Origin of the sequence: Haloferax sp. AS1 (assembly GCF_014530665.1) — an archaeon.
Lineage (GTDB): Archaea > Halobacteriota > Halobacteria > Halobacteriales > Haloferacaceae > Haloferax > Haloferax volcanii.
Genome location: NZ_SPSA01000001.1, coordinates 519048 through 545967 on the forward strand (window position 1 = coordinate 519048; position 26920 = coordinate 545967).

The window sequence follows — 26920 nt, forward strand, 5'->3', positions numbered from 1 at the left end:
GCTATTGCGATTCCTAACGGTTGAAATCCGGTGATTTGGTAAGCCGCAAATAGTGCAATTAGAAGAAACGATTGAAAGCCGTTCACACGAAGAGTCCACGTCATCGGTTATCCTGCCTCCACACATTTTTCGACTCTTCACTGAGTACCGAAGCGAAGGCTTCTATTGCTATATTTTTAACATCCTCTGTCGTGTCGGTCGTGCGCCCTTCCACTGAAATTGCAGTCCCACCAGTCGTTATCATTCCAGACCCACCTGTGGCTATCTCCACTTTTGGCGCAGACTCAGATTGAGAACCTAAGTTCTCTATTTTCTCTTCCAATTCCTCGATTTTCGAATCAGTCTTAGAATCAGTCATACGTAGTAACGCACGCTCGCAGTAGTATTAAAACTAGACATTCGTCTAGTTTGACATAGATAAAGACATCGAATATCCAAATTTTCCTCATACTATTTTGAAGCCTAGTTTTATTGTTCAAGGTAGGATAGTATCTAGCGCAAAACGCATTACAGCGTTGATGACCACCCGCACAGATGTTCAAATCAGCAGAAAAGACCGTTAATCTGTTTAAGAAAAGTCCACGCCGTATGTCGATTATAATCAACCGGGCTCGAAATGGGCTCGGGCGGATTCGAACCACCGACCTCAGCCTTGTAAAGGCCGCGTCATAACCAACTAGACCACGAGCCCTGCACCTCAATCGAACCGGTTCGCGCTCATAACGGTTTTCGTTTCGACCGGTCCCCGGAACCCTTAGACCCGCGGCGACCGTCACGTCCGGCAATGACATCTCGTACGCGAATTGCCCTGCTGGTCGCCGTCGTCGTCGTCGCGGTCGCGAGCGTCGCGTACCTCACCAACCCGGCGGTCGTCCCCGGCTCGACCGACGGCTACGAACGGACCACGCTCACCGTCGTCGACGACGAGACCGACGAGACCCTGGCGACCGTGGACGCCCGCGTCGCTGACACCCGCGCCAAGCGCTTTACCGGCCTGAGCGACACCGAATCGCTCGCCGAAAACGAGGGGATGTGGTTCGTCCACGACTCCTCGGGCACCTACGCCTACGTGATGCGCGACATGGACTTCCCGCTGGACATCGTCTTCGTCGCCGAAAACGGCACTATCACGCGCATCCACCACGCCGAACTCGACCCCGAGGGGACGAGCGAGTCCGACCTCACCCGCTACCGCGGAACCGGGAAGTACGTCCTCGAACTCCCCTACGGCTACACGAACGAGACCGGCATCGACGCGGGCGACCGAGTCGAAGTCGAGTAGAAGCGAAACGCCCGAAGGGCCGGCGACCGTTGACCCGACCATGACAGCACACGTCGCGGCGCTCTCCGAACTCGAAGGCTGGCGCGCCGAGGAGTTCGCCGCGCGGGTCCACTACCGCGGGGCTGACGACGCTTACAGCATCGAGTACTACGAACCGTCCGACTGCGTCCTCTACTGGAAGGTGAAAGGCGACGGCGAGGTCGCGGTCCCCGTCGGCCGCGACACGGTTCCCGACCCGCTGCGCGAGCGCGTCCGACAGGACCTCGTCGAGGCCGGCGTCGACCCCGAGGTCGAAGACCGAGTCGTCTGAGCGCCAAGCGCGACGACGCGTCCGACTCGCCTACCAGTCGGCGTTGCAGTACGTCACGAATACTGATACGTAGTTGGTATGCATCTCACAATATCTGTATTTGTGCCGACGTGTTGTAGTTGAACGGGTGTCATGTCGACTCGACTCACGAGGAGAAGAGCGCTTCGGGGGCTGGGCCTCGCCGCGCTGCCGGCGCTCGCGCCGGGCGTGTTGCAACCTCGGACCGACGAGGAGTTGCTTTCGGGATGTGCGAGCATCACCGAGTCGGGGCGGTACTCCCTCGACGAAAACCTCGACTGTCTGGAGATTCTCGCCGACGACGTCCGTGTCGACGGCCGGGGCTACGCCGTGAACGGTGAGACGACGATTTCGGGCAGTCGCGTCTCGATAACCAACATCGTGCTGACGAAGGGCGGGCGAATCACCGATTCGAGCCGGGTGACGATTGCCGACTCGCAGGTCGTTGGCTATCCGGACGATTGGAGACCACAGTTCGTCCTCGCGGATTCCTCGCGCTGTGCGGTGACGAACACGAGTTTCTTCACGCCGAGCGTCAGGGGCGTGATTCTCGACCGAGTTGAGCGAACCCGATTCGAGTCGTGTACGCTCGTCAGTCCGGTCGTGCTCACGCTCACGGATTCGCACCGAAACGAGTTCGTCGACTCCGAGTTTAGAACCGATACCATCCAGGTCTCGCTGTACGGGAGCACGCAAAACAGCTTCCAACGGAATCTCGTCGACGGAGAAGGTCCCGGCTTCCAACTCCGCGACAGCCACCGAAACCGCTTCGTCGAGAACGAGGTCGATATCATCATCGCCGGGTTCGAACTCGTTGGAAGCGACCGTAACGCGATTCACAGGAACGTCGTGACGACCGGCCTCTTGGCTCACGGCGTCACACTGGAGGACTCCCACCGCAACCGACTCACCCAGAACGACCTCTGCGGCGTCAGCCAACAGCCGGTCGTCGAATCCGGCGGTTCGAGCAGGAACACGGTTCGGAACGCCTCCTGTTGAGCTACCGGCGGCTCGCTCCCTCACCCGAGTACTTTACTGCGAGCGCCCCCTGAACGGTTGTCGTGTCCCCTGAAACCGACGACGACCCGTTCGAGGACCAACGCGAGCGGGTCGACAACCCGATGCGGCGGTTGTTTGCCGAGTACGGCCGCGAGAACACCTTCGAGTTCGTCGTGGGCGTCCTCGCGAGCGTCGCCGCCCGCGTGCTCGACCTCATGCCGCCGGTCATCCTCGGCCTCGCCATCGACGCCATCATCCGGCAGGAGACGTCGTTCGCGGCCGGCTTCCCCGTCCTCCCCGAGGCGTGGATTACCCCGTACGTCCCGGCGACCAGAGACGGCCAGTTCCTCTTGGCGGTCGGCATCATCGTGTTCAGTTTCACCGCCGGCGCGGTGTTCCACTGGCTCCGCAACTGGGGATGGAACGCCTACGCCCAGCAGATTCAACACGACGTTCGGACCGACACCTACGACCGGATGCAGCTGCTCAACATGGACTTCTTCGCCGACAAGCAGACCGGCGAGATGATGTCCATCCTCTCGAACGACGTGAATCGCCTCGAACGGTTCCTCAACGACGGGATGAACTCCTTTTTCCGCCTGTTCGTGATGGTCGTCGCCATCGCGGTGGTCCTCCTCTCGTACAACTGGCAGCTCGCGCTCGTCGCCCTGTTGCCGGTCCCGCTCATCGCGCTTTTCACGTGGAAGTTCGTCGATATCATCCAGCCGAAGTACGCCGACGTGCGCTCGTCGGTCGGCAAGCTCAACTCCCGGCTGGAGAACAACCTCGGCGGCATTCAGGTCATCAAGACGTTCAACGCCGAGTCCCACGAGTCCGACCGCGTCGACGGCGTCTCGATGGACTACTTCGACGCCAACTGGGACGCCATCAACACCCGCATCAAGTTCTTCCCCGCGCTCCGCATCCTCGCCGGTATCGGCTTTTCGCTCACCTTCGTCGTCGGCGGCCTGTGGGTCATCAACGGGCAGGGCCCCGGCCCCTTCACCGGCGACCTCGAAATCGGGGAGTTCGTCACGTTCATCCTGCTCACCCAGCAGTTCGTCTGGCCGCTGGCTCAGTTCGGGCAGATTATCAACATGTACCAGCGCGCCCACGCCTCCAGCGCCCGCATCTTCGGCCTGATGGACGAGCCCGCGCGGCTGGCCGAACAGCCCGACGCTCCCGACCTCGCCGTCTCCGAGGGCCGCGTCGCGTACGACGACGTGACCTTCGGCTACGGCGACGGCGAGACCGTCGTCGAGGACATCTCCTTCGAGGTCGACGGCGGCGAGACGCTCGCGCTCGTCGGGCCCACCGGCGCGGGGAAATCGACGATTCTCAAGCTCCTGATGCGGATGTACGACCCCGACGAGGGGCGCGTCAGCGTCGACGGCCAAGACGTGCGCGACGTGACCATCGCCAGCCTCCGGGAGTCCATCGCCTACGTCAGCCAAGAGACGTTCCTGTTCTACGGGACCGTCCGCGACAACATCACCTACGGGACGTTCGACGCCGACGACGAGGCGGTCGTCGCGGCCGCCAAGGCCGCCGAGGCCCACGAGTTCATCTCGAACCTCCCCGACGGCTACGACACCAAAGTCGGAGAGCGCGGCGTGAAGCTCTCTGGCGGCCAGCGCCAGCGCGTCTCCATCGCTCGCGCCATCCTGAAAGACCCGGATATCCTCGTCCTCGACGAGGCGACTTCGGACGTGGACACCGAGACGGAGATGCTCATCCAGCGCTCGCTTGACGAACTCACGGCCGACCGGACGACGTTCAGCATCGCCCACCGCCTGTCGACCATCAAGGACGCAGAACAGATTCTCGTCCTCGAGGACGGCCGCGTCGTCGAGCGCGGCACCCACGACGACCTCCTGTCGGAAGACGGCCTCTACGCCCATCTCTGGGGCGTGCAGGCCGGCGAAATCGACCAACTCCCCGACGAGTTCGTCGAGCGCGCCGCCCGCCGGCAGGCCGAGGTCGACGCCAGCAACGACTGAGCGAAGCGCCCACCACTAAGGGCGGGGCCGTCCCTTCTGTCGCCATGCGACTCTCCGAGGCCACCTGGACCGAAATCGCGGACCTCGACGCCGACCTCGCGGTCCTCCCGGTCGGAAGCACGGAACAGCACGGCCCGCACGCGCCGCTCGGCACCGACGCGCTCAACGCCGAATCGGTCGCCGAGGCCGGTATCGAGGCGTTCGACGGCGAGGCCGTCGTCGGCCCGACTATCCCGGTCGGCGTCGCCGAGGAACACCGCGCCTTCGACGGCACGCTGTGGGTCTCGCCGGACACCTTCCGCGCGTACGTCCGCGAGACAATCGAATCGCTCGCCCACCACGGCTTCGACCGCGTCGTCGTCGTCAACGGCCACGGCGGCAACATCGACGCGCTCGCGGAGCTCTGTCGGCGCGTCTCGCGGACGGGCGACGTTTACGCGGTCGCGTTCACGTGGTTCGACGCCGTCGGTGACCACTCCTCGGACATGGGCCACGGCGGCCCGTTAGAAACCGCACTCCTCCGCCACACGCATCCGGAACTGGTTCGCGAGGACCGAATCGACGAGGCCCGCGCGGGCGGGTCCGACCGCTGGGGCGAGTGGGTCTCGGGCGTCAACCTCGCCCACGACTCCGACGAGTTCACCGACAACGGCGTCGTCGGCGACCCCGCCGAGGGCAACGCCGACCGCGGCGCGGAACTGGAATCGCTCGCGGCCGACTCGCTCGCGTCGCTCCTCGACGCGGTCGAAAGCCGGCAACTCGACTGAACGGCCCGCGGACGCGGACCGGCGAGCCGGTCTACGGATTACTCCTCTTCTTCGTCTTCGTCGTCCGAGCTGGCGACTTCCGCCGCCTCGGCCGCGTCGGTGAGCGCGCCGCGGAGTTGCGGCATCGTGTTGGTGAGTTCCCCGACGAGTTCGTGGGCCTCCTCGACCATCTCGATGAGTGCTTCGAGCTCTTCGATGGCCGCTTCGAGGTCCTCGGGGTCGTCGAACGCCTCGGCGCGCTGGCCGATGACGTACCACTTCTTGGCCTGTCGGACGTGCTCGGCCGCGCCCTCGACGTCGAGCGAGGAGCGGAGGCCGTTGAGGACGCCGAGGACGTTGTCGGCGTCGGCCTCCCACACGTCGTCCGGGTCGGGAAGCGCCGACCGGGCCTCGCCGAGATGTTCCTCGACGTCGGCGCGCATCTCCGCCGCCGCCTCTCCGAACAGGTCGTCGTCGCCGAGCGTGCTTTGACTCATGCTCACACGTTCGGCGCGCGGGGGTTTAAAAACGACCCCGAAAGTGAAAGTGAAATCGAACGACTCCGGAGTCGTCGCCGGCGGATTCTCAGTCCACGTCGCCGAGGTAGACCGCGCCGCGTGCGTCGCCCATCTCGTCGGAGTCGCCGCTCCGGAGTCGGTCACCGAGCGGGCCGGGGAAGAACCGGACCTCCCCGAGTTCGTCGAGGGGGAGCCACCGTACGCCGACCTGGACCGAATCGCGCTCCGTCGGGTCGTCCGGCTCGTCTCCCACTCGCTCGCACCAGAAGAAGTGGTCTACTTGATGGCCGTCGTCGTCTCTATCTTCGTAATGCGTCGAGGGCACGAAATCCCTGACGTACGCGAGCGACCCGACGGCGACCTCGTAGCCGGTTTCCTCGTACACCTCTCGGCGGACCGTCTCCGCGAGCGACTCGCCGCGCTGCTGGCCGCCGCCGGGCGCGACGTACCAGTCCTCGCCGTCGGTGCGGTACTGAATCGCGAGGAGTTCGTCGTCGCGGACGACGAGTCCGCGGGCGGCGCTTCGCGGGCGGGTCATTCGACCGACACGAGCTTCATCAGCGGGTAGCCGTCTTCCATCTCCATTTCGGTCCGGACGCGGACGCCCTCGTAGTCGATTTCCATCTCGACTTCCATGAACCGCCCCGTGAGTTCCGTGTAGTCGGCGGTCGACCCGGCGAGTTCGGCGTCCAGCGCGTCGTCGAGAATGTGGACGGAGACCGACTCGCAGTGCGGTTGGTTCTCGATGGCCTCGGCCATGGCCCGTTCGAGGCTCCGGGCGCTGTCGGGCGAAACCGGCGTGCCGGCGAACTGGTGATAGAGCGTCCCGAACTTGATGCCCGCCTCGAAGCAGGCCGTCTGCGGGTCTGTGACCATACCGGGAACACCGTCGCTCCGGGTTAAAGTTCGGCGGTCCGAAGGGTCCAGCGAGCGCGAACCGGTCCTTACTTAGCCTCCCTCGCCGGACGTTACACCGAATGGACCAGCCGGTTTTGCTGACGGGGGCTGGCGGGCGCGTCGGCCAGGCGATACTAGGGCACATCGGCGACGCCTACGACTGGCGGCTGTTGGACCGCGAGCCACTCTCCGACGAGAAGATTCCCGATTCGGTCGACTCCACGGAGGTGTACGTCGCCGACGTCACCGACGAGACCGCCGTGCGAAACGCCATGGACGGCGTCCACGCCGTCATCCACCTCGCGGGCGACCCGCGTCCCGAAGCGCCGTGGGACAGCGTCCTGCGGAACAACATCGACGGCACCCAACAGATGTTCGACGCCGCGGTCGACGCCGGCGTCGAGAAGTTCGCGTTCGCCTCCTCGAACCACGCGGTCGGGGCGTACGAAACGACGGACCGGACGCCCGATATGTACCGCCCGCACCACGAGTTCCGACTCGACGGGACGGAACTACCGCGCCCGAGTAACCTCTACGGCGTGAGCAAGGCCGCCGGCGAGACGCTCGGCCGCTACTACCACGACCACCACGACATCTCGGTCGTGAACGTCCGCATCGGCAACCTCACTCAGCACCATCCGCCGAAGGAGTACGAACGCGGGCAGGCGATGTGGCTGTCGTACCGCGATTGCGGGCATCTCTTCGAGTGCTGTATCGAGGCCGACTACGACTACGAAATCGTCTACGGCATCTCCGACAACGACCGTAAGTACTACTCCATCGACCGCGCTCGGGCGGTGCTCGGCTACGACCCGCAGGACAACTCCGCCGAGTTCACCTTCGAGGGCGAACCGCTGGACGAAGCCTGATTGCGGCGTCGGAACTCCGACGTTTGGCCCCGTCGAACCCCGATTCCGATTCTTCGGCTAGCCCGTCGCGTGACCCGGCCGGGTATAGACGCGCGAACGTGCCGGGGGAAAACTTATAGAAATACGACACGTCGGTGGACGTAATGACGCCACTGGGTTCCACCGCGGAGGACGCGGGAGTGTCGCTCCGCGACGCGGTTTTACTCGTCTGCTCCCTGTTCGTCTTCCACCTCGGTCGAGGATGGGCGCGCGGACTCGTCGAAGGGGAGTATCTGATAGGCATCGTCGGCTTGCTCCTCGCCCTCGCCCCGGTCGTCTGGCTCCTGTTCGTCATCAGAAAGGCGTACTTCTGAGACGGTCTCGCCTCCAGCGACGTTCGACGACTCCCCTCTTTGCTCACTCGAACAGGCCGCTCACGTCGTCTTCGCGGCGTCGCCGCCGGCGGACGTGCTCGCTCAATCGCTGAAACACCAGTCCGCGCTGGGCTTCGTTCCGCACGAAGTCGAACACCATCGCCGTGAACTGCGTCTGTTCCCCGTCGGCGACCTCTTCGTGGGCGTACCCGACCGCGTCGGCGACGACCGACTCGTCGTAGCCGTCCAGTTCCTCCGCGAGCGTCTCGGCCGCGACCGCGACGGCGTCGAAATCGAGGTCGTCGTACGTGACGACCCGGCCGTCGAGTCGGAGCGCGGGCGGGTCGGCGGCGACGCCGGGGTCGGCTTCGAGGCGCGCGAGAGATTCTCGAACGCCGGCGAGGTCGACGCCGCGGTAGTCGTCTGCGAGGCCGTCGAGGTACTCCCGCGCGCTCCGAGCGAGGCCGACCGCGCCGGAGTCGTTGCCGTCGCGGGCGTGGTGGACCGCCGCGGTGAACTGGATAAGCCCGTGGAGAAACCGCTCGTCGTCACCCCCGCGGTCGAGCGACAGCCACTTTGACTCCCACGCGCCGTGGGCCGCCCGGTACGCGCCCGCGTTGTAGATGGCGACGCCTGCGCGAAGCGAATCGTCCATGCGAACCGTTCGCTGTCCACGAGTAAAGATTCCGCGAAGGGCGCGCTCCCGCGGCGTAGGGCTTGCATACTTATCCCTCTCGGGAACATATGAGGTATGATAGCACATGAATGCCCTCGAAACCCTCGTCCGAGGTGTCGAACGATGACCCAGTCCCCGGTTTGTATCCGCTGCGGTGAGCAGTATCTGTTCACGCGGGCGTACAAAGGCAACTACTGTCGGGACTGCCACGGGTCGTGGGCCGCGAAGCCCCGGTCCGAGGAGACGCCTCGCCCCCGTCCGCAGCGGTCGCGCACGACCTCGTCGGTCCGCCGCCGCCGCGAGGACGACGAGCGGTCGCCCGGCCTCGAACCGCCGTACGACGAGGCGTAAGCTCGTTTTTCGGTCCGGACTGCCGAGTGCGCTCGGCGCTCCGTCGGTCGGTCCAACGCCACGTCCCGGCGGGTAGGCACCCGTTAGCGACGGTTAGGAGCTGATTTTTCCGTCGATTGACCCGACCGGTGTCACTATACGTCGCCCGGACGAGCGCTATCGAAATGTCGTCCGAGTCGATTACCGTCCATCTCGTCGGGGATTCAACCATGGCCGACAAGGGGGCGCACGAACGCCCGGAGACCGGGTGGGGAATGCCCTTTGCCGACCGCTTCGACGACGCCGTCACGGTGGCGAACCACGCCCGAAACGGTCGCAGCACCCGCACGTTTCTGGAAGAGGGTCGCTGGCGTCCCGTCGCCCGCCAGTTGACCGAGACCGACTACGTGTTCGTCCAGTTCGGCCACAACGACGAGGTGCCGTCGAAAGAACAGCACACGACCGAGGCGGCGTTCGTCGACAACCTCCGGAAGTTCGTCGGTGAGACGCGCGAACAGGGGGCGACGCCCGTGTTGCTCACGCCCATCGCGCGCCGCCAGTTCGACGACGGCGGCGTCCCGAAAGACACCCACCGCGCGTACGCCGACCTGACGAGAACCGTCGCGCTCGACCGCGACGTGCCGCTCATCGACACGGACGAGCGAACGCGGGCGCTCTTGGCTGAACTCGGCCCCGACGCGTCGACGGCGCTCTACAACCACCTCGAACCGGGCGAACACTCGAACTATCCGGAGGGAATCGCTGACGACACGCACTTCAGCGAGCACGGGGCGCGCCGCATGGCCGACGTGGTGCTCGGCGGGGTCGCAGAACTGGACCTCGGACTGGCCGCCCACGTCGAGTCCTGACGAGCGGTGAACCCGGTCGCGACGATATCGCTCGCTGTTCAGGTCTCCGGAGAGACGGTGTACCGCCCCGAGAGCGCAGAAGGCTCTCGAAGGTCGGGTCCAAAGAGAAACGTCCACAGAGCTTCGGTGAAGACAGACCGCTTCGCTCGTCGTGTAGTTCCTCGTAGAAACGTCCTGACGGAGATTTGAACTCCGGTCCCTGGCTCCGCAAGCCAGGAGGATAGTCCACTACCCTATCAGGACTGTCTTGCTGCATCCTTCGGTACTCGACGGTTACTTAAGACGGTTACGATGTGAACTCCCAGTGAACCGCGGGACCACGGCACGAGGCGGGCGTCGGTGTGCGTGTCGTACGCAAGGACTTTTTCGCGAGCGGGCCTAGTTTCGCACGTGAATCGACGCGCGCTCCTCCTCGGAACAGCCGGGCTGTGCGCCTCGCTCGCGGGGTGCGCGAGCGGCGGCGACGCGGCGGAGGGGTCGACGGCGAGCACCGGCACCGAGACCGGAACCGCGTCGCCGACGGCGACGGAGACGCCCCGCCGCCCGCGACTCGTCGGGCGGTCGTTCACGCCCGTCCGCGCCGACGCCTGCTCGGCGGACGGCGGGGCGCTCGCGTCCGAGACCGAAACCGGCGTCTCCGTCGTCGGGTGCGTCACGGGGGCGACCGACTGTTCTATCGCCCGACTCGCGCGCGCCGACTACGACGCGGCGTCGGACACGGCCACGCTCGTCGTCGAGACCGTCGAGCGAGCCGACGCGGAGAACTGCGCCGAATCGCCGGTCGTCCGCGGCTACGAGGCGACGCTCCGATTCGAAAGCGGCCTCCCCGGCCGGGCGGTCGTCGTCCACGACGACGCGGACGGTCGTCGAGAGGTCGCCCGCATCGATATGGACGCCTGAGGCGTCCGAAGGTTCAAATCCGGGGCCGCGACCACCCCCGTTATGTCGCTCGATTCGCGCGGTCGGTTCGGCGGTCCAATTCGGAGGAAAACAACGCTTAAGCGCCGCCCTTCCCTGTTCGTCCATAGTATGAGTACGACGCTCGGTCTGCCGCGACGCGCGCGCTTCGTTCCGGGAGGTGACGCCTGATGGGCGTCATCCGGGAGGTCTACGACGACCTCGACACCGATGTCGAGTTCGAGGAGTTCGAAGCGGCGGTCAACGACAAGGTCGAACAGATGGGCGGCCTCGCCGACGAGGAGACGGCGGCGATGCTCATCGCCCACGAACTGCGCGACGAGGAGGTCAACGGCATCGCCGACATCGAACCCGGCATGGAGGACGTGAAGTTCCTCGCCAAGGTCGTCAGCATCGGCGAGGTTCGGACGTTCGAGCGCGACGGCGAGGACGAAGACGGGCGGGTCGTCAACATCGAGGTCGCCGACGAGACCGGTCGCATCCGCGTCTCGCTGTGGGACGAGATGGCCGCCGGCGCGAAGGAGAATCTCGAAGTCGGCACCGTCCTCCGCATCGGCGGTCGCCCGAAGGACGGCTACAACGGCGTCGAAGTCAGCGCCAGCAAGGTCGAAGAGGACCTCGACGCCGAGGTCGACGTGCAGGTGCTCGATAGCTACCGCGTCGAGGACCTCGCGCTCGGCCTCTCGGACGTGAACCTCGAAGGCAAGATTCTCGACGCCGGCACCGTGCGAACGTTCGACCGCGACGACGGCACCGAGGGCCGCGTCTCGAACCTCTCGGTCGGGGACCCGACCGGTCGCGTCCGCGTCACGCTCTGGGACGAGCGGGCGGACCTCGCCGAAGAACTCGAACCCGGCCAGTCGGTCGAGGTCGTCGACGGCTACGTCCGCGAGCGCGACGGCTCGCTCGAACTCCACGTCGGCTCCCGCGGCGCGGTCGAACCCATCGACGAGGACATCGAGTACGTCCCCGAGACGACCGACATCGGCTCGCTCGAACTCGGTCAGACGGTGGACATCGCCGGCGGCGTCATCGAGGCAGACGGGAAACGCACCTTCGACCGCGACGACGGCTCCGAGGGGCAGGTCCGAAACATCCGCGTCAAGGACGGCACCGGCGATATCCGGGTCGCCCTCTGGGGCGAGAAAGCCGACGCCGACGTGGACCTCGCGGACTACGTCGTCATCACCGACGCGGAGATAAAAGAGGGCTGGCAGGAGGACCTCGAAGCCTCCGCCGGCTGGCGGTCGTCCGTCGCCGTGATGGACGAGGCACCCGAGGGCGCGGCCGGCACCGACGCCGGCGGGTCGGCACCGACGCCGCCCAGCGACCAAGGCCTCGGCGCGTTCTCCGGCGACGGGTCGTCCGGTGGCTCGTCCGGGTCGTCCGACGACACGTCCGCCGCGAACGGCGGGTCCTCGTCGGACGCGTCCGCGGCCGAGTCCGCCGGCGAGGCGGTCGAGTTCACCGGGACGGTCGTACAGGCCGGAACGCCGGTCATCCTCGACGACGGCACGCAGACCAAGACCGTCGACACCGACGCCGACCTCGGCCTCGGCGACGAGGTGACCGTCTCCGGGACGGAGACCGACGGCCGCATCAGCGCCGAGTCGGTCGAAGTCCACACTGGCGCACAGCAGTAGGACGAATAGACCACCGGTCGCCGGTCGCCGGTCACCCACCGCCCCGCCGTCGGCGGGCCGTCGAACCTGACTCATCGTTCGCCCGGTTTTCGCGGCTCTTCGGCGCGAAATCCGACCGCTCGGGAGCGCTCCGTGCGATAAAATACAGAAGGGGCCGCGACGGAAAGGATTATACGCCGCACGGACCCGATATGTGGGTATGAGTGTCGAGCTACCGTTCGCCCCGGTAGACGCGATTATCCGGCAGAACGCAGGTGAGTTGCGAGTGAGCGCCGGCGCCGCCGAGGCGCTCGCCCGCCGGATTCAGGACCGCGGCGCGGAACTCGCGATAGACGCCGCCGACCGGGCGACGGCGGACGGTCGCAAGACGTTGATGGCCGAGGACTTCGGCGTTCAACAGGTCGTCGACCGCGACGAACTCTCCCTCCCTATCGCCCCCATCGACCGCATCGCCCGCCTCCGAATCGACGACCGCTACCGGGTCGCGATGGACGCCCGAATCGCCCTGGCCGATATCCTCGAAGACTACGCCGTCAACGTGGCGGGTGCCGCCGTCAAACTCGCCCACCACGCCGACCGGCGGACGGTCCAATCCGAGGACATCGAGACCTACTTCTCCCTCTTCGAATAATGCAATTCGGCTACAGCGAAACGTGTCTCGACCACGACACCGGGCCGCGACACCCCGAGACGGCCGACCGACTCCGTGCCATCCGGCGCGGGCTGGCGAAGCGCCACGGCGTCGAGTACGTTGACGCCCCGCCCGCCGAGAAAGCCACCGTCGCGGCCGTCCACGACGACGGCTACGTCGACGAGTTCCGCGACTTCTGTTCCGACGGCGGCGGCAACTGGGACCCCGACACCGTCGCCGTCGAGGCGTCGTGGGACGCCGCGCTCACCTCCGCCGGCCTCGCGGAGTGGGCCGCCCGCGCCGCGCTCGACGGCGACGACGGTCGCGATACCCCGTTCTCGCTCGGTCGGCCGCCGGGCCACCACGCCGTCGAGGACGACGCCATGGGCTTTTGCTTCTTCAACAACGCCGCCGTCGCCGCGCAGGCGGTCATCGACGACGGCCTCGCCGAGCGCGTCGCCATCTTCGACTGGGACGTCCACCACGGCAACGGCACGCAGGACATCTTCTACGACCGCGGCGACGTGTTCTACACGTCCATCCACGAGGACGGCCTCTACCCCGGTACGGGCGAGGTCGAAGAGACCGGCGAGGGCGACGGCGAGGGGACGACTCTCAACGTCCCGCTCCACGCCGGCGCGGGCGACGCCGACTACGTCTACTCGTTCGACGAGGCCATCGCGCCCGCCGTCGAGCGGTTCGACCCCGACCTGTTCATCGTGAGCGCCGGTTTCGACGCCCACCGCCACGACCCCATCTCGCGGATGCGCGTCTCGACCGAGGGGTACGCGATGCTCACCGAGTGCGTGCAGGACCTCTGTGCGGCGACCGACACCGCCATCGCGTTCGTCCTCGAAGGCGGCTACGGCCTCGACACGCTCTCCGAGGGCGTCGCAACCGTCCACGAGACGTTCGACGGCCGCATCGCGATGGACCCCGACGAAGACCCCGACGAGAAGAACGTCGAACTAGTCGATGACGTGCGCGCCGCTCACGGCCTCGGCGCGAAGTAGCGACCCAACTCGGGACCGAACGACTCAGCGAGCGCGGGCACGTCGTCGCCGACGAGCACGTCGTAGCCGTCTGCTTTGAGCGTCGATTCCACGTGTTTTCCGAGCGCCACGTCGAACAGCGCGTCGCTTTCGAGGAAGTCGGTCGCCGTGGTGAACTCGCGCTCGCGCTCGACCACGTAGCGGTCGCCGTCGAGGAACGGCCCGTAGTGGTCGTCGCCGTCCTCGTACGCGCCGTAGAACCCCTCAGCGTGCTGGCGGACGTGGACCGGCGGCCCCTCGTGGCGCTCGACCGTCGGGCGCTCGGCCACCGAGAGTTCCGCGAACAGGACGGCTTCGCCCTGCCCCTCGCCGTCGGTGTCGGTGTCGGCGAACGTCGCCCGCCGGAACACGTCGAAGCCGCGTCTGTCGAGGCCGTCGGCGACGCCGGTCAGCGACTTCCTGAGCTGCGGGTAGAGCTGGTCGTCCACGAGGTCCGGGCAGTCGAAGACGACGGCGACGGCCGTGGTGCCGCGGCGGTCGAGGTGGCTCCGAACGCCGTCGGCGTCGAGCGCCCGCGGGTCGGGCCGGAAGAACAGCGATTCCCGCGGGTCGGAAAGCAGGTCGCGGGCGTAGTGCTGGAGTCGGGCGACGTTCTCCGCCGAGCAGACCGCGGCGACGTTCCGCTCGGGGTCGGTCGGGTCGATGACGACGAGCGGGTCCGAAAAACTCCGTGTCCCGTGGTCCTCCGGGTCGAACTCGACCTGCGGGCTCCAGTCGGCGGCCGCCCGGAGCAGCGGTTCGAAGCCGCCGTGTCCGACGACGAGAAGCTCGGCGAGATAACCCGAGAACCCCTCGGTTCGGAGGTCGCTCCCGTAGGCATCGATACCCTTCAGGAAGCGCTTGAAGACGCGAACGTCCGCCGCGAGGTCGTCGTCGAGGCGCTCGGTCAGGTAGGCGTTGTGAAACGGCGTCCGGTCGACCGCCGAGCGGATGTCCGAGGCGGACGGCACGTCGTAACAGGGGACGAGGTCCACGTCGAAGCCGTCGTAGTCGCCTTTCACGTAAGGGTGTTCGGCGTACTCCTCGTGGCCGTCGGGGAGGACGGCGTGACCCACTTCGAGGCCGTACGCTTCGAGTTCCTCGCGGTCGAGGTCGGCCGGAAAGCGCACGAACAGGTCGATGTCGCGGTCGCCCGAGAGCCACGTGCCGCGGGCGGTGCTGCCGACTTGCAGCGCGTCGGCGTCCACCGGCAGGTCCGCGAGGGCGTCGTACACGCGGGATTCGAGGGCCGCCGCGGCGTCCGCGAGCGCCCGACGCTCCGCCTCGTCGGGGTCGATGCGCTCGCGGACCGCGGCGACGACCGCGGCGAGGTCCGAGTTCGTCATGCCCGCTGGTTTCCCGCGGGCGGGCGAAAGCGTGACGGTGCGCTCGCGACCGCGTCAGGCGGTGGCATCCGCCAGCCGTCGGTTAAAAACGAAAGCCCTATCAAGAAACATCGAATACGAGAGAGTGCAGACGAAAGCCGCCGTAGCTCAGTTGGTAGAGCACCTCGCTGTTAACGAGGTTGTCCCAGGTTCGAGTCCTGGCGGTGGCGCTTCTCCGTTTCTCATCCCGACGAGCGGTTCGTCTCCGGTTCGTCGGCGACGGCTTCTGATAAGACATAAGAGGGACGACGGGAAAGAATCGGCCGAGGGCCCCTAGCTCAGTCTGGTCAGAGCGCTCGGCTCATAACCGGGTGGTCATGGGTTCGAACCCCATGGGGCCCATAATAATTTTAGTCGTTTCGTTGCTGATGAAAAAGGTCGGCTACGGACCCTAACGCGCCTAAATTCGCCGTTTCAGCGAAATCTCAAAACGCCCGAAAATCCCAATTCCATAAGCTCTGCTTACGGACCGGCTCGCGGTCGGGCGATAACTTTAGCCGGGGGTGTTCGGTAGATGTCGCGGGCTCGTCGAGAGACGAACCTGTGGCGGTACGTCCGCTACGTCTGCGGCAGCTGCAAAGCGTGGTGTCTCGTCGACCACGCTGAGCGCGCCGCGAAGATGCGCGAGTGCAAGGACTGCGCGCGCATCCCCGCCATCGAGGACGAGATTCGGGACCACCGACTCACCTCGCTCCTGTGGGCACACCAACTGGCCGCAGAAACCACCGCAAGGACCGGAACAGCGGAGGGCGGGTCCCAGTCCGCCCGGAGCGGCCGGAAGCAGGGGCTTGCCCCTGACCCGGAAGCCGGTCCGCATGAGGCCGGCGGCCGCCGGCCGAAAACGAGCGGCGGTAAGGCCCAGTGCCGTCTGAGCGATTTCATCCGCGCAGACGGGGGTTCGCGTGAGTAACGCGGGCACTCGCGCCCCCGGCGCTCACGACTCACCAGCCGCGCGTGCGGTTTCTCGGAGAGACGAATGAGCGTCGGAAAACGCTCATCGTCCGAAATCGCGGACGTATGGGGCTCTCGGCTCCGCCCAGACCGATGTAAAGATACCTACCTTGTGGACTACCTGGGCGACCTCGGCCTGCTGGCCTACGGGTACGACCCGGCAGACCCGGACGACGACCTCGAACTTCGCGGGCGCGACCGGGACCGCGTACGGCTGGTAAAACGCATCTCGACCTCGCCAGAGGGAATTTACCTGCCGACGCTCGTCTCGGAGTGCGTCAAGGGTCAGTACATCGGGCAGTGCGAGCGGTTCGACGGGAGCGACCCGGACTACCAGTTCGTCTACCGGTTCCTGAACGACCTCGACGGGCACGACCCCCAACTCATCGAAAAACGCCAGTCTGACGGCATGACGATGGTCACCCCGACAATTCGCCTACTTGACTTGATATCAGAAGGCATTACTCAAACAACCAGGGAACGCGACGACTTGCTGTACGACCGGCATTTCTGCGAAAACTACCTGAGAACCGCGAATAAGGTCGATGACTGGGGTCGGGACCTGCTGGAAGACTCTTTACATCGGTACCTGAAGCGCATCGAGAACTACCAACTGCTGTTCGACGTCCACTTCTGCGGGCGACGCGGCGGCGACACCACCCGCCGGATGACGAAACAGTACAACACCCGCTTCAACTCCCAAGGGCGACTGCGAAAGACGTGGGCGCGCTACAACAGCGCGCTCGAACACGCCTACGAGAAGTACGACAACGCCGTCTTGATGACGCTGACGACGGACCCCGGCACGTACGACGACCCGACTCGACCTGACCCACGCTCGCTGTACGACGGCATCTCGTCGATAAACCCGAACTTCAATCGGCTCCTCTCGTACTTCGACTCCGACCCGTCGACGAAAGACGACACCAGGAAGGACGGCGTACCCAACTGGTCACGGGCGCTCGACGGCAAGGTGACTGGGCGACCTCGCCACCGGCCACCGTATCTGAAAGCTCTGGAGTTCACCGAGAAAGGCTACGCGCACCTGCACGTCCTGATGTTCGACGTGCCGACCCGCGAGAGCGACGGGATGCCGTTCCTGATAGACAAAGCGGAGCTGGAACAGAAATGGAAGGACTACGGTCAGGGCCAAATCGTCGACCTCTACCCGCTCGTGTTTCGGGACGACCTCGACGAAGTCGGGAACTTCGGCACCAAAACGCTCGTCGACGACGACGGCGACGAGTTCGAAGTACCGGTTTCGAAAGGATTCGTGGACTGGTACCGCTACGGCGACCACGACCACGGCGAGGAGTGGATAGCGAAGAACGCGAGGTCTCACGACCTCATCGAGTTCTACGACGACGAGAGCGGCGAGGACGGCGACGAACAGATGCAAAGCCGGACGGCTGGCGCGTACCTCGGAAAGTACCTCTCGGCCACCTTCGGCTCCCTGCTCGAAGCCTCCGAGTCGTTCGAGGACGCGAAAGAGTCGGATTCGTACGCGGACAAGGCGGCGACGTGGAAACTCGGCCTCTACTGGGCGACCGGTAGGCGATTCTGGTCCATCTCGCGGGACATCGAGAAAGCGATAGAGAGACCCGAGCACCTGCAAGACCCGGATGTTCGGCACGCCGTTCGAGAGCTCTCTATCGACTCTCTCCATCTCGCGTGCGATGGCGCGACAGTCGATGACCTCGACCTCGACGACGTGGTGACTCCAGGCGTCGAATCGACGCTCCCGGAGAGCGCCGATTTCTACTGCCATATCGACTACTTGGGTTGCTACGCCTACTGGGACATGCCGACGGCCGACGCGACGGCTGCCAACCTCGAATACGTCGAAGATTACGTTGCTGCGGGCGGCCAGCCCGAATACCCCGATGTGGGCGGCGAGAAACCCCCACCGGTAGCCGACGTGTGGGGATGATGTAGGCACCTACTGTCTGGTGATTCCACTTTCACACGGCTGGTAGGTACGACTAGTACCTACTAACGGAGTAGTCTAGTTGTAATGGCGTCTGAACCAATGTCGTTCGACGACTTCGAAGAAACGCAAGTCGAAGACGACTACGACGACGGAGTAGAGGAAATCAAGTTCGACGTGGACGAGCCGGTCATCGGCGTTATCGTCGACATCGACCGCGACGTGGGACCGAACGAAAACGACGTGATTCACCTCGCCCGCGGCGGCGACCTCGGTGACCGAGTGAAGTTCTGGTCGAACGGCCAGATTCGCCGGACTATCGACAAGAAGGGTCTCGGCAACGGCAGTTGGCTCGCGGTCAAGAAGACCGCCGAGACCCGGACGTACGAAATCGAGCATGACGACGGCTCGTCCGAGGAGCGTGAGTACCACGTCTTCGACGTGAGGGGCGAGTAATGGCGTCGCGCTACTCGCAGGGCCTCGGTGGCCTCGCGTCGGACTACGCGATGCTTCGGACCATCCCGGCGCTCTTGTCGGTCGTGTTCGTCGCTACTGGCCTGTACGCCTTCGGCGGCATCTCCGACATCACCATCACGTGGCTGTCGTCCTACACGCTGACGAGCGAGCACGCGACGCTCGGCGGCATTCTCGTGTACGCGCTGGCGTTCATGTCGAGCGAGACGAAGTCGCTCGAACACTACGAGTACTGGGAGATGGCGTTCATCGTCGCGTCGCCTGCTGTCATCCTCGGCTGGCAGTACGTGACCGAAATCAAGGACCTCCTGCTCGGACTGGGCGACCCGCTGGGCGCGCAAGTCGCGTTCCTGATTACGGTCGTCGGCTGGGCGGTCGCCGTGAGGTAACCAGACCATGACCCTTCCTTTCGGCCTTACCAGACTGGAAGCGACTGCGACGCTCGGCTACCTCGCTGCGTGTCTCGGTGCAGCTGCGTTCATCGTCACGGGAGGCCTCTGATGCGCGAGTTCGCTCGACGCGGGCTCGCGTTCGTCTTCGCGTTCCTGCTGATTGCGACCGCGTCGACGAGTGGCGTCGTGCCGGGTGCGTCGCCTGTCGGTGACGCTTCGGCGGAGTGGGTCGACTGTAACCTCACCGACCCGCTGCTCGGTGCGGCGTTCAACACCCTGACGGGTGCAGACAGCGGATGCCGCTGGCAGTCTGGTGATGTGACGGACTTCGAAAACGTCTCTAAGACAGATGGTTACGCGAGTGCGCTCGGTATCAAAGACACATCTGAGTCGTACACGACGACGACGGGCAACTTCCTCGAAGACACGCGCTCGGTTGCGTGGTCCAAAGCGAAACTCACCATCGTCAATGAGCTGAATAACGGCTCGTCGGCGGCGGATGCGAAAGCGGCTGCGAACGCGACCATCGAAGAGTATTACTCTAAGATGCAGCGCAACGTCTTCGCTGATTGGAACTCGAAGACCCACACGCTCGACTATATCCACACCGAGACGGGGGTCGCACTCGGCCCCAACGAACACACCCAGATTAAGGAGTGGGACAACAAGACCTACACTCTGTCGAACGGGACGGGTGTCGCTGTTCGCGTGATGGACTTCGCTAACGATGGTAATGACAACTACCACGCTGGTCCTACTACGTCAGTGATGCCTCACTCGACAGCCGACCCGGGTTTTGATGGCGGCCCGACGAACATCAAGGCGTACGACCCGAATTCGAGTGATGTGACGCTCATCTTGAACTCGGGGGAGTACGCCGGTATCCTCGACGAGTCGTATCAGCAATCGACTCAAGTCAAGGGTAACGTCGACCAGTACGTTGATGGTGTCTTTGCTGAGTATCAGGCGGGCGAGATTAACGCGACGAGCCTGCTCGACCCGACGACGATTGCCTCGCAAGCGGCGACTGAGTATAACTCGACGGGGTACTACTCGTTTGCCGCGGTGCAACTCGCGTCGCTCGGTGCGTCGGGAGACATCAACGCCTCACACACTCTCGAGATGGGAGACGGTACGACGCTGAACGGGACGCTCTACTACACGGGTGACGACGCGCCTGCTGGTGGTTGGGTGACCGGTCAGAACTACACCATCTCGAACTTCAGCGGGGCGTTCTACGTGGCCGCCCAACAGCAGGACGGCAACGGGAGTATCGTCGACCTCTCGTCGTACGAGAGCTTCACAATCACGGACGCGGTCAACACTCGGACTGGTGAGGCGCTGAACGCTACCCAGCCTGAGGCGTACGTCTACAATTCGACGAACGCGAGTGCGCTCGAATCCGAAATCGGCCGTCTCAAACAACTCCGTCAGGAGTACGAGACTGCCGGTTCGGGTGGGTCGTCATCCGGTGGTGGCCTCGACTCGCAGGCGCTCGGTATCGCGCTGCTGGTTGGCGCTGCTGCGGTGCTGCTCATCCAGCGGGAGGGCAACGAGTAGGATGCTCCTCTGGTTCTTGAAGCAGCTGCCCATCGAGACCATCGCCGGCGCGGTCGTGCTCGCTGGTGCTCTGCAACTTGCGGGCGTCGACCTTCTCGGGATAGGTTCGAACCTGCTGCTCGACCTGCTCGGCGTGCCCGACTGGTCGGGCGACTGGTTCGGGTCGCTGCTGTAACGCTCGCTAACTCCCTGCCCCACCCCTTCGTATGACTCGAATACACACCATCATACTCGTCAGTTGTATCGCTCTGCTGTTCGCCGCCTCTGGCACAGTCGCCGCCCAAGAGACCGCGACCGCGTCTGCTCCGACAGAGACGACGACAGCCGCGGCTCCGACCACGGCTTCGGCGTCGTCGAACGAGACGACGTACTACGGCGACGTGGCCGGCGACCCGCTGCTTCGCATCGTCGATGCGGAGTACCGCGACGGCACCGCCATCATCACGCTCGAAGCCGACGCCCCGCGGCTGGTGACGGTGACCGCGCCGACCGGCTCGAACTCGGCCGGCGTCGCTTCGGGGAACATCGTCCGTCGCTCTGTGCCGAACGGACGCTCGACGATTCGCGTCGCGTCGCCCGAACCGCGGGTGACGCTGACGACCTCGACCAGCGTCGGAAACGGCCAATACACGGAACTCCGGTTCGAGGACGGTTCGGCGCTTATCGCTGGTCCGTTCACCGGAACGGACGTGCGAGACGCGGCTATCGGCGGAACGGTCGGCACGTCGTTCGGTGCGCTCCTGATAATCGTCCGGCGGCGCTTCGGGCTCCACCGTGGCATGGAGCGTGTCGCATGACCGACGACGCCGAACGCTCAGCTGAGGCGCAGCGGGAACCCCCGGAGGAACCAGAGATGACTGCGGCCTCGACGACGGTCGCGCCGGACCGCGACGCTGGTCGGCTCGTGACAGCGTTCGTGTGGGTGATGCGCTACGGCGTTCACCTCGCTGTGGCTGGCTCGCTGTTGCTCGTCGGCCTCGTGCTCGTCTTCGACGTGCGCGTGCCTCGCTCGCTCCAAATCATCGGCCTCACGGCTGGCCTCTCGGCGGTCATCGCCGGGCGCTGGGTCGGCGGGCAGGCCGTCGACCTGATGGGCGGTCCACAGATGATGTGGCTCGTCGACGTCGACCTGCTCGACCGCGACGGCGCGGGTGTCTACACCTGCCCGACGCCGCGGTGGTCCGAATGGACAGTCGTCGATGGACAGCTGTGGTGGGCGACGCCGAACCTCGCGTTCGGCCGCGGCGTCGACCTCGACGCGCGGGAAGTCGCCGGGACGTGGGTCGGCTCGCTCCCAGACCCGGTGCTGGCGCGGGCGCTCGAATACCTCCGGTACAATCGAAAACAGCTGGAACCGAAGGCCCGGAAAGGCGAATCGCTCGAAATCAACTCCTTCGCTATCGTCCGGGCGGCGGCTGTCAAGACCGTGAAACACGTCGTGCGGACGTTCGAGAAAGGCGCGCTGCCGGACGACGGCGAGGCGCTTCACTCGGAGATTGATAGCGTGCTCGAAGACTTCGACCTCGACGGCTCGGATTCCATCTTCGACGAGGACCCGACCGAGTGGGCACCAGGTGACGGCGACCCGGCACCGGACCCGCTGGCCGACCTCGACCAGCGACGGAAGCAACACGCGGCCAACGGTGAATCAGAATGAAACTCGAACTCGAACTCTCGACGCGCGAACAGTACATAATCGCCCTCTCGCTGTCGGTCGGCATCGTCGCTGGCCTGTGGTTCGGTATCCTGATGATACCGCCGCGGGCGCTCGACGTGCCGATGCGCTTCCTCGAGGACGGTTCGGTGTCGGCGTCGTACTACCCGGTGACGAACACGCACCTGTTCATCTCGGCGGCGCTTCCGCTGGCGACCGCGTACCTCGTGCGGAACCACGCGCGAGACGACGAGACGGACGACGCGGACGAACTCACACCTGACCGCTCCGACGGTGACGGAGATGGGCGCGACTGCGCTCACGACCTCGACGGCAGTTCGACCCGCGAGTTCGGCCCGCATCCCCTCGACGGAGGTGAATCCGCGTGACCGACGAACGACTGCTGACGGCGGCAAAGCTGTACGAACAGGTGCGCGGGCGCATCGACGGCGACCACAGACTGCTCGACCACGCGGGCCTGCCGGTCTCGCAGGGTGACCACGCGAACCTGTCGTTCCTGAACTCGCTCGACCTCACCGACGACGACGAACTGGCCGACTCGTTCGCAGAAACCTCGCTGGGCAGGCTCGTCGATTCGTCGCTTCGGACCCAAGCCGCGACCCGCGCGGTGCAGTCGTCGCACGCGACCGCGCTTTCGTACCTCGTCGGCGTGACCCAGCAGGACCTCGACGCCAGTTCGCTGACGCTCCCGCTTCGGCTCGTCGACGAGCTCGAAAACGGCGGTGGTCTCACGACGATCACCGGCGCGGGGAACCCGAACACGGGGAAGACGAACACGATGTTCCTGCTGAACGGCGACCTCGCGCGGGCGCACTTCGGCGATGACCTGCTGGTCATCTCGAACGTGGGGACGTGGGACGGCGCGGACATCGTGGTGCGGTCGATGTACGACCTGATGGACGTGCTGCTGACCCACCGCGAACGACCGAAGACGGTGACCATCGACGAAGGCTCGACGCACTTCGACGCCCGGACGTTCAGCCGCGAAGTGGCGTCCCAGTGGACACCCGCGATTAAGCGGTTCTCGAAGCTCGGCGTCGAATCGGTCGGCGTGGTGAGTCACACGGGGAAGGACGTGCATCCCGAACAGAAACGGCTCTCGACGCTCTCGTTCTACAAAGAGGCACAGGACGAAGTGACGTTCTACCGCGACTGGGACGCCGATTCAGACTCGCCCGATGGTGAGCTGTTCGGCGGCTCGCTCGTGAACCTCGAACCGACGATAGAGAAGTACGACCCGGACGACGCCGCGCCGTGGGCGTGGAACCTGCCGAGCGATCTGTTTCAGGAACAGTTCGAGAACTGGAGCGAGTTCCACAAGTTGCTAAAGACTACAAATCCAGCTCTCTGAGCGAACAATTATTTTATTAACCACTAAGGTTATCAATCGTTAATGCCTGATGACAAGTCCCAAGAACAAAATTTCGACTTAGCTGATTTTATTCAGCGAAAATCGGAATTGTTTGTTGTAATGGGTGTCTTTTCTGCACTTTCTATTTACGTGTCTCAGATACCTCCAGAAAATTCTGATGGCCTTAGTCTAACTGGTCTCGGTGTTGTTTCGTCGCTTCTACTTGCCCTAATCATTGCAATATTGATATATCTACAACTCGCTTTAGAAATTGGAAATTATGATGGATTTGATGGACGCTTGAAAATCACTGAGAGTCCATTAGTCACAACGTTTTTCGTTTGCTTAGGTCTCCTGCTGTACTCACTAGTAGGTGGCATTTTTCAACAAGAAGAAACAATTATAAGTATTACTATACTCCTCTCTTGGATGGTTCTTATATATGTGCTGTATCATACCATTTACTATTTAAACTACGTAATCTTAAACAAAAATTGGGAGAGAGTTGTACTTTCGGCAACAGTTGGTTACTCAATACTCAAATTATTTTCTTATTTGAGATCTATGCCGTTGTTTAATAATAGTCTGTCACTCTCCGACCTGAGTTACGAATCGCCACATCTCATTATAGTATTCATCGTCACAAGCGTCTCATTTTTGGCAGAATCTCTTGGATTTCTACTATTGGCTTTGTCTACCATTTCAGGACTCATACTGATATCTCGTTCTTTGAACTCCATGCGGTCGAATGTTTAGTTGACAACCCACCCATCCACCCGCCCCCTTTACGGGTAAGGGTGGTGGGTGCTTGCTCACTCGCTGTTCTCTAACTCGGCGGCGTCGATCTCCCCGGAGAGATAGGCGCGACCCTTCGAAGAAATCCGGTAGTACCCGCGCTCGACTTCTTCGATTAGCTCTGCTTTGCTGAGTTTACTCATTCGTCTGGAAACCCAGTTTCGAGTATAATCGAGATTCATCGCAACGACAGCTGGGCTGAGAATCAGATCAGATTCGTCTAAAAGCTCCAGTACCCGGTCGTCGGTCTGATTCATCCAATCGACGCGGGGGCGCATATCTCACCGTTAGTCTTTGACATATAAGCGATACCGAGACGTGGTCAAATAAACACGAATCACAATTGAGTAGAACACGGATTGTTGGGTTAAAACTAAGGCCCCTGACTGTATCCGCTATCTCATACGGAAGCGACACGCGACGCTGACTGTTATTCAGTCGGCGTCAGAAGCGGACCCGGTGCTGGAACACCGGCCCGCGGTGGCTCCCGTAATCAAGGTACGGAAGCATGTTTGCCTACACGACTCGGGCTATTGAAGCCCCACGACGGACGGCTGTTGATAGACTGACAGAAAGCGGCTTCACTTTCGCTCAAACGTACACTTTCACTCCGGGGCCATGGCTCAGTACTTTACCTAGCCCCCTCGAATGGATTACCCGGTTGACGGTCCCTTTCGAGGGTGCTCAACCTACCAAAGCCAGCACCCCCGACCCGGACCGCGGCCTCACAATGGAAGCCATGATTCAGTTACCAGACCGCGGTTGTAAGCGTAGCGAATGGACCGGAAGTGAATCCGGTTCGGAGGTGATTCGATGAGCGACGAGCTCGACCCGATTACCCCCGAGTCGGCGATGTCGTACTACCTCGACGCTCGTCGGTACGACCTCTCCCCGGACACGATTCAGTCCCATCGGTACCGCCTGAAATCGTTCGTCCGCTGGCTCCAGTCGCCGGCCCACGGGTCGGGCGAAGTGATGAACATGAACGACGTGGACCTGCGGACGGTTCACGCCTACCGCGTGTTCAAGCGCGAGGAGAATTTCGAGGGCGACGACCCGTGTGCCGCGGTGACGATGAAGGGGCAGGTCTCGACGATTCGGACGTTCCTGAGCTACATCGCTGACATCGACGCCGTCTCGGAAGACCTCGCCGAGCGCATTCGGATTCCTCGGATTGAGGATGGAGAGGGAGTGTCGGATGCCGTGCTCGAGGCGGAGCGTGCGCGCTCGATTCTCGATTACCTCAATCGGTGGGAGTACGCGACCGTCGAACACGTCGCGCTGTTGCTCCTCTGGAGGACGTCGTGTCGGCTCGGCGGACTGCGGGCGCTCGACGTGTCCGATTTCGACCGCGAGGACAACGCGCTGTGTTTCCGGCACCGACCGGAAACCGGGACTGGCCTGAAGAACGGGTCGCACGGCGAACGCGACGTGTCGCTGAAGCCGCGCGTTGCGAAGGTCGTCGGGGAGTACATCGACGGTCCGCACCGCGACCGCGTGACCGACGAGTACGGTCGGGCTCCGCTGATTACGACGACCCACGGCCGGCCGTCGACGACGACGATTCGGATGTGGTGCTACAAGTGGACGCGACCGTGCGCGATTGGCGAGGGGTGCCCGGATAACCGGGTCATCGAGGACTGCGACGCGACGTACATCGAGCACGCGAGTAAGTGTCCGTTCTCGGTTTCGTCGCACCCGTTCCGTGCTGGCTCGATTACTGCGTATCGCGATGCCGGTACTCCTCGGGAGGTGCTGTCCGACCGAGGAGACGTGAGCGAGACGGTTCTGGAGAAGCACTACGACCGGGCTTCGTCTCGCCAGCGCATGCGCCGCCGTCAAGACTTCATTCCGGACGACCTATAAGAATGTTTAGGTACACGTTTCCGGGCTACGTCTGCCGGTCGAGCGACCGATATGTCAAAACCCATGGGGCCCATACGGTCCCGTTACGATTCTGAGCCGTTTACACCGGAGGGTACGGCTTCCTCCCTCGTTTCGGGCTGTCGGTCGGTCTCGGTCCTGACGCCTCTCGTACGCCCGGTTCGAAACTCACCATGCGGAGGCATCGTGTCTTCGAGTCGAATCAACTGCGAGAGCGAAATGTCGCGGTTCGGAAGCGACCGAGCCAGCTCGACCAGCGGGAGTAACTCCGACCGCAGAAGGCTTCCGCGACGATAGCCGTACGGTCGGGTCGGTACCGAGAGAGACAGTTCCGATTCGAGATACTGGTCGAACGGAGCGTTTTCGGTCGGACTCTCGGCGGTCAAGGCTCGGACTGACGTGGTTAGCTTCCTCACCGTGTTTATGTCGTTCCCCG

The 26920-nt window shown here is 63.9% G+C and carries 32 protein-coding genes and 4 tRNA genes; 27 read left to right on the forward strand and 9 right to left on the reverse strand.

Annotation, left to right across the window (positions count from 1 at the left end):
• Positions 1–100 precede the first annotated feature (100 nt).
• Complete coding sequence (locus tag E4P24_RS02860) at positions 101–358, reverse strand: hypothetical protein (protein WP_188148090.1); 258 nt, start codon at positions 356–358, stop codon at positions 101–103.
• A 259-nt stretch (positions 359–617) separates the two neighbouring features.
• Positions 618–691, reverse strand: a tRNA-Val gene (locus tag E4P24_RS02865).
• A gap of 93 nt (positions 692–784) precedes the next feature.
• Between E4P24_RS02865 and E4P24_RS02870 the strand changes: the two genes are divergently transcribed.
• The 5 genes from E4P24_RS02870 to E4P24_RS02890 all read left to right on the forward strand — a co-directional run bounded on the left by E4P24_RS02870 (position 785) and on the right by E4P24_RS02890 (position 5376).
• Positions 785–1282: a DUF192 domain-containing protein gene (locus E4P24_RS02870; protein ID WP_188148091.1), complete on the forward strand. Its 498-nt coding sequence runs from the start codon at positions 785–787 to the stop codon at positions 1280–1282.
• Positions 1283–1322: 40 nt separating this feature from the next.
• A complete protein-coding gene (locus tag E4P24_RS02875; RefSeq protein ID WP_004044418.1) occupies positions 1323–1592 on the forward strand; it encodes a hypothetical protein in 270 nt (89 codons plus the stop codon).
• Between the two features lie 132 nt (positions 1593–1724).
• Positions 1725–2609 carry a NosD domain-containing protein gene (locus E4P24_RS02880; RefSeq protein WP_115802160.1) on the forward strand — a complete coding sequence of 295 codons (885 nt, stop codon included), beginning with the start codon at positions 1725–1727 and terminating at the stop codon, positions 2607–2609.
• A 62-nt stretch (positions 2610–2671) separates the two neighbouring features.
• Positions 2672–4609: an ABC transporter ATP-binding protein gene (locus E4P24_RS02885; protein ID WP_188148092.1), complete on the forward strand. Its 1938-nt coding sequence runs from the start codon at positions 2672–2674 to the stop codon at positions 4607–4609.
• A 44-nt stretch (positions 4610–4653) separates the two neighbouring features.
• Complete coding sequence (locus E4P24_RS02890) at positions 4654–5376, forward strand: creatininase family protein (protein WP_188148093.1); 723 nt, start codon at positions 4654–4656, stop codon at positions 5374–5376.
• Between the two features lie 38 nt (positions 5377–5414).
• Here E4P24_RS02890 and E4P24_RS02895 read toward each other — a convergent pair whose 3' ends face one another.
• The 3 genes from E4P24_RS02895 to E4P24_RS02905 all read right to left on the reverse strand — a co-directional run bounded on the left by E4P24_RS02895 (position 5415) and on the right by E4P24_RS02905 (position 6749).
• Positions 5415–5852: a DUF5790 family protein gene (locus tag E4P24_RS02895; RefSeq protein ID WP_115802163.1), complete on the reverse strand. Its 438-nt coding sequence runs from the start codon at positions 5850–5852 to the stop codon at positions 5415–5417.
• An 88-nt stretch (positions 5853–5940) separates the two neighbouring features.
• Entirely contained in the window at positions 5941–6411 is a 471-nt protein-coding gene (locus tag E4P24_RS02900) for an NUDIX domain-containing protein (RefSeq protein ID WP_115802164.1), read from the reverse strand.
• Complete coding sequence (locus tag E4P24_RS02905; RefSeq protein ID WP_115860447.1) at positions 6408–6749, reverse strand: dihydroneopterin aldolase family protein; 342 nt, start codon at positions 6747–6749, stop codon at positions 6408–6410. Before E4P24_RS02905 ends, E4P24_RS02900 begins: the two co-directional genes overlap by 4 nt.
• Before the next feature lie 101 nt (positions 6750–6850).
• On the opposite strand from E4P24_RS02905, the gene azf reads away from it, so the two are divergent.
• Both azf and E4P24_RS02915 read left to right on the forward strand, forming a co-directional pair.
• Positions 6851–7639 carry an NAD-dependent glucose-6-phosphate dehydrogenase gene (azf, locus tag E4P24_RS02910; RefSeq protein WP_004065250.1) on the forward strand — a complete coding sequence of 263 codons (789 nt, stop codon included), beginning with the start codon at positions 6851–6853 and terminating at the stop codon, positions 7637–7639.
• A gap of 143 nt (positions 7640–7782) precedes the next feature.
• Complete coding sequence (locus tag E4P24_RS02915; RefSeq protein ID WP_115802166.1) at positions 7783–7992, forward strand: hypothetical protein; 210 nt, start codon at positions 7783–7785, stop codon at positions 7990–7992.
• Between the two features lie 43 nt (positions 7993–8035).
• Here the strand turns inward: E4P24_RS02915 and E4P24_RS02920 are convergent, their stop codons facing one another.
• Complete coding sequence (locus E4P24_RS02920) at positions 8036–8647, reverse strand: DUF309 domain-containing protein (RefSeq protein WP_115802167.1); 612 nt, start codon at positions 8645–8647, stop codon at positions 8036–8038.
• A 144-nt stretch (positions 8648–8791) separates the two neighbouring features.
• On the opposite strand from E4P24_RS02920, the gene E4P24_RS02925 reads away from it, so the two are divergent.
• Both E4P24_RS02925 and E4P24_RS02930 read left to right on the forward strand, forming a co-directional pair.
• The gene (locus E4P24_RS02925; protein WP_115891382.1) at positions 8792–9019 is read left to right on the forward strand and encodes a hypothetical protein; all 228 of its coding nucleotides are present in this window, start codon (positions 8792–8794) and stop codon (positions 9017–9019) included.
• Positions 9020–9183: 164 nt separating this feature from the next.
• Positions 9184–9867: a rhamnogalacturonan acetylesterase gene (locus tag E4P24_RS02930; protein WP_115802169.1), complete on the forward strand. Its 684-nt coding sequence runs from the start codon at positions 9184–9186 to the stop codon at positions 9865–9867.
• 170 nt (positions 9868–10037) lie between these two features.
• Here the strand turns inward: E4P24_RS02930 and E4P24_RS02935 are convergent.
• Positions 10038–10110, reverse strand: a tRNA-Arg gene (locus tag E4P24_RS02935).
• A gap of 147 nt (positions 10111–10257) precedes the next feature.
• Here E4P24_RS02935 and E4P24_RS02940 point away from each other — a divergent pair.
• The 4 genes from E4P24_RS02940 to E4P24_RS02955 all read left to right on the forward strand — a co-directional run bounded on the left by E4P24_RS02940 (position 10258) and on the right by E4P24_RS02955 (position 14072).
• Positions 10258–10767, forward strand: coding sequence for a hypothetical protein (locus E4P24_RS02940; protein ID WP_004065245.1), 510 nt, complete (start codon positions 10258–10260; stop codon positions 10765–10767).
• 188 nt (positions 10768–10955) lie between these two features.
• On the forward strand, positions 10956–12428 hold the full coding sequence (locus E4P24_RS02945) for a single-stranded DNA binding protein (protein WP_115802171.1): 1473 nt from the start codon (positions 10956–10958) through the stop codon (positions 12426–12428).
• A 199-nt stretch (positions 12429–12627) separates the two neighbouring features.
• Positions 12628–13059: a histone gene (locus tag E4P24_RS02950; protein WP_004970449.1), complete on the forward strand. Its 432-nt coding sequence runs from the start codon at positions 12628–12630 to the stop codon at positions 13057–13059.
• On the forward strand, positions 13059–14072 hold the full coding sequence (locus tag E4P24_RS02955; protein WP_188148094.1) for a histone deacetylase: 1014 nt from the start codon (positions 13059–13061) through the stop codon (positions 14070–14072). The genes E4P24_RS02950 and E4P24_RS02955 overlap by 1 nt, the downstream gene beginning before the upstream one ends.
• Here the strand turns inward: E4P24_RS02955 and cca are convergent.
• Entirely contained in the window at positions 14051–15436 is a 1386-nt protein-coding gene (gene cca / locus E4P24_RS02960) for a CCA tRNA nucleotidyltransferase (protein ID WP_188148095.1), read from the reverse strand. The two genes, E4P24_RS02955 and cca, sit on opposite strands and share 22 nt — an antisense overlap.
• Before the next feature lie 136 nt (positions 15437–15572).
• Here cca and E4P24_RS02965 point away from each other — a divergent pair.
• The 13 genes from E4P24_RS02965 (at position 15573) to E4P24_RS18955 (ending at position 24561) form a co-directional block, all read left to right on the forward strand.
• A tRNA-Asn gene (locus E4P24_RS02965) sits at positions 15573–15645 on the forward strand.
• Positions 15646–15742: 97 nt separating this feature from the next.
• A tRNA-Ile gene (locus tag E4P24_RS02970) sits at positions 15743–15817 on the forward strand.
• 172 nt (positions 15818–15989) lie between these two features.
• Entirely contained in the window at positions 15990–16385 is a 396-nt protein-coding gene (locus E4P24_RS02975; RefSeq protein ID WP_223173870.1) for a hypothetical protein, read from the forward strand.
• A 153-nt stretch (positions 16386–16538) separates the two neighbouring features.
• On the forward strand, positions 16539–18356 hold the full coding sequence (locus E4P24_RS02980; RefSeq protein WP_188148096.1) for a hypothetical protein: 1818 nt from the start codon (positions 16539–16541) through the stop codon (positions 18354–18356).
• Between the two features lie 84 nt (positions 18357–18440).
• A complete protein-coding gene (locus tag E4P24_RS02985; protein ID WP_223173872.1) occupies positions 18441–18809 on the forward strand; it encodes a hypothetical protein in 369 nt (122 codons plus the stop codon).
• Positions 18809–19216, forward strand: coding sequence for a hypothetical protein (locus tag E4P24_RS02990; RefSeq protein WP_015060815.1), 408 nt, complete (start codon positions 18809–18811; stop codon positions 19214–19216). The genes E4P24_RS02985 and E4P24_RS02990 overlap by 1 nt, the downstream gene beginning before the upstream one ends.
• Positions 19217–19405: 189 nt before the next feature.
• Positions 19406–20779 (forward strand): hypothetical protein, encoded by a 1374-nt coding sequence (locus E4P24_RS02995; protein ID WP_223173873.1) that lies wholly within the window; start codon positions 19406–19408, stop codon positions 20777–20779.
• Position 20780: 1 nt separating this feature from the next.
• Positions 20781–20954, forward strand: coding sequence for a hypothetical protein (locus E4P24_RS03000; RefSeq protein ID WP_188148097.1), 174 nt, complete (start codon positions 20781–20783; stop codon positions 20952–20954).
• 31 nt (positions 20955–20985) lie between these two features.
• Positions 20986–21576, forward strand: a complete 591-nt coding sequence (locus tag E4P24_RS03005) for a hypothetical protein (RefSeq protein WP_188148098.1) — start codon at positions 20986–20988, stop codon at positions 21574–21576.
• A gap of 56 nt (positions 21577–21632) precedes the next feature.
• Positions 21633–22436 (forward strand): hypothetical protein, encoded by an 804-nt coding sequence (locus E4P24_RS03010; RefSeq protein ID WP_188148099.1) that lies wholly within the window; start codon positions 21633–21635, stop codon positions 22434–22436.
• A complete protein-coding gene (locus tag E4P24_RS03015; RefSeq protein WP_115860436.1) occupies positions 22433–22822 on the forward strand; it encodes a hypothetical protein in 390 nt (129 codons plus the stop codon). The genes E4P24_RS03010 and E4P24_RS03015 overlap by 4 nt, the downstream gene beginning before the upstream one ends.
• On the forward strand, positions 22819–23805 hold the full coding sequence (locus E4P24_RS03020; protein WP_188148100.1) for a hypothetical protein: 987 nt from the start codon (positions 22819–22821) through the stop codon (positions 23803–23805). Before E4P24_RS03015 ends, E4P24_RS03020 begins: the two co-directional genes overlap by 4 nt.
• Positions 23806–23847: 42 nt before the next feature.
• Entirely contained in the window at positions 23848–24561 is a 714-nt protein-coding gene (locus tag E4P24_RS18955; protein WP_223173874.1) for a hypothetical protein, read from the forward strand.
• A gap of 56 nt (positions 24562–24617) precedes the next feature.
• Here E4P24_RS18955 and E4P24_RS19425 read toward each other — a convergent pair whose 3' ends face one another.
• On the reverse strand, positions 24618–24878 hold the full coding sequence (locus E4P24_RS19425) for a hypothetical protein (RefSeq protein ID WP_004969935.1): 261 nt from the start codon (positions 24876–24878) through the stop codon (positions 24618–24620).
• Between the two features lie 535 nt (positions 24879–25413).
• Here E4P24_RS19425 and E4P24_RS03030 point away from each other — a divergent pair.
• The gene (locus tag E4P24_RS03030; protein WP_188148101.1) at positions 25414–26466 is read left to right on the forward strand and encodes a site-specific integrase; all 1053 of its coding nucleotides are present in this window, start codon (positions 25414–25416) and stop codon (positions 26464–26466) included.
• Positions 26467–26920: the final 454 nt, after the last annotated feature.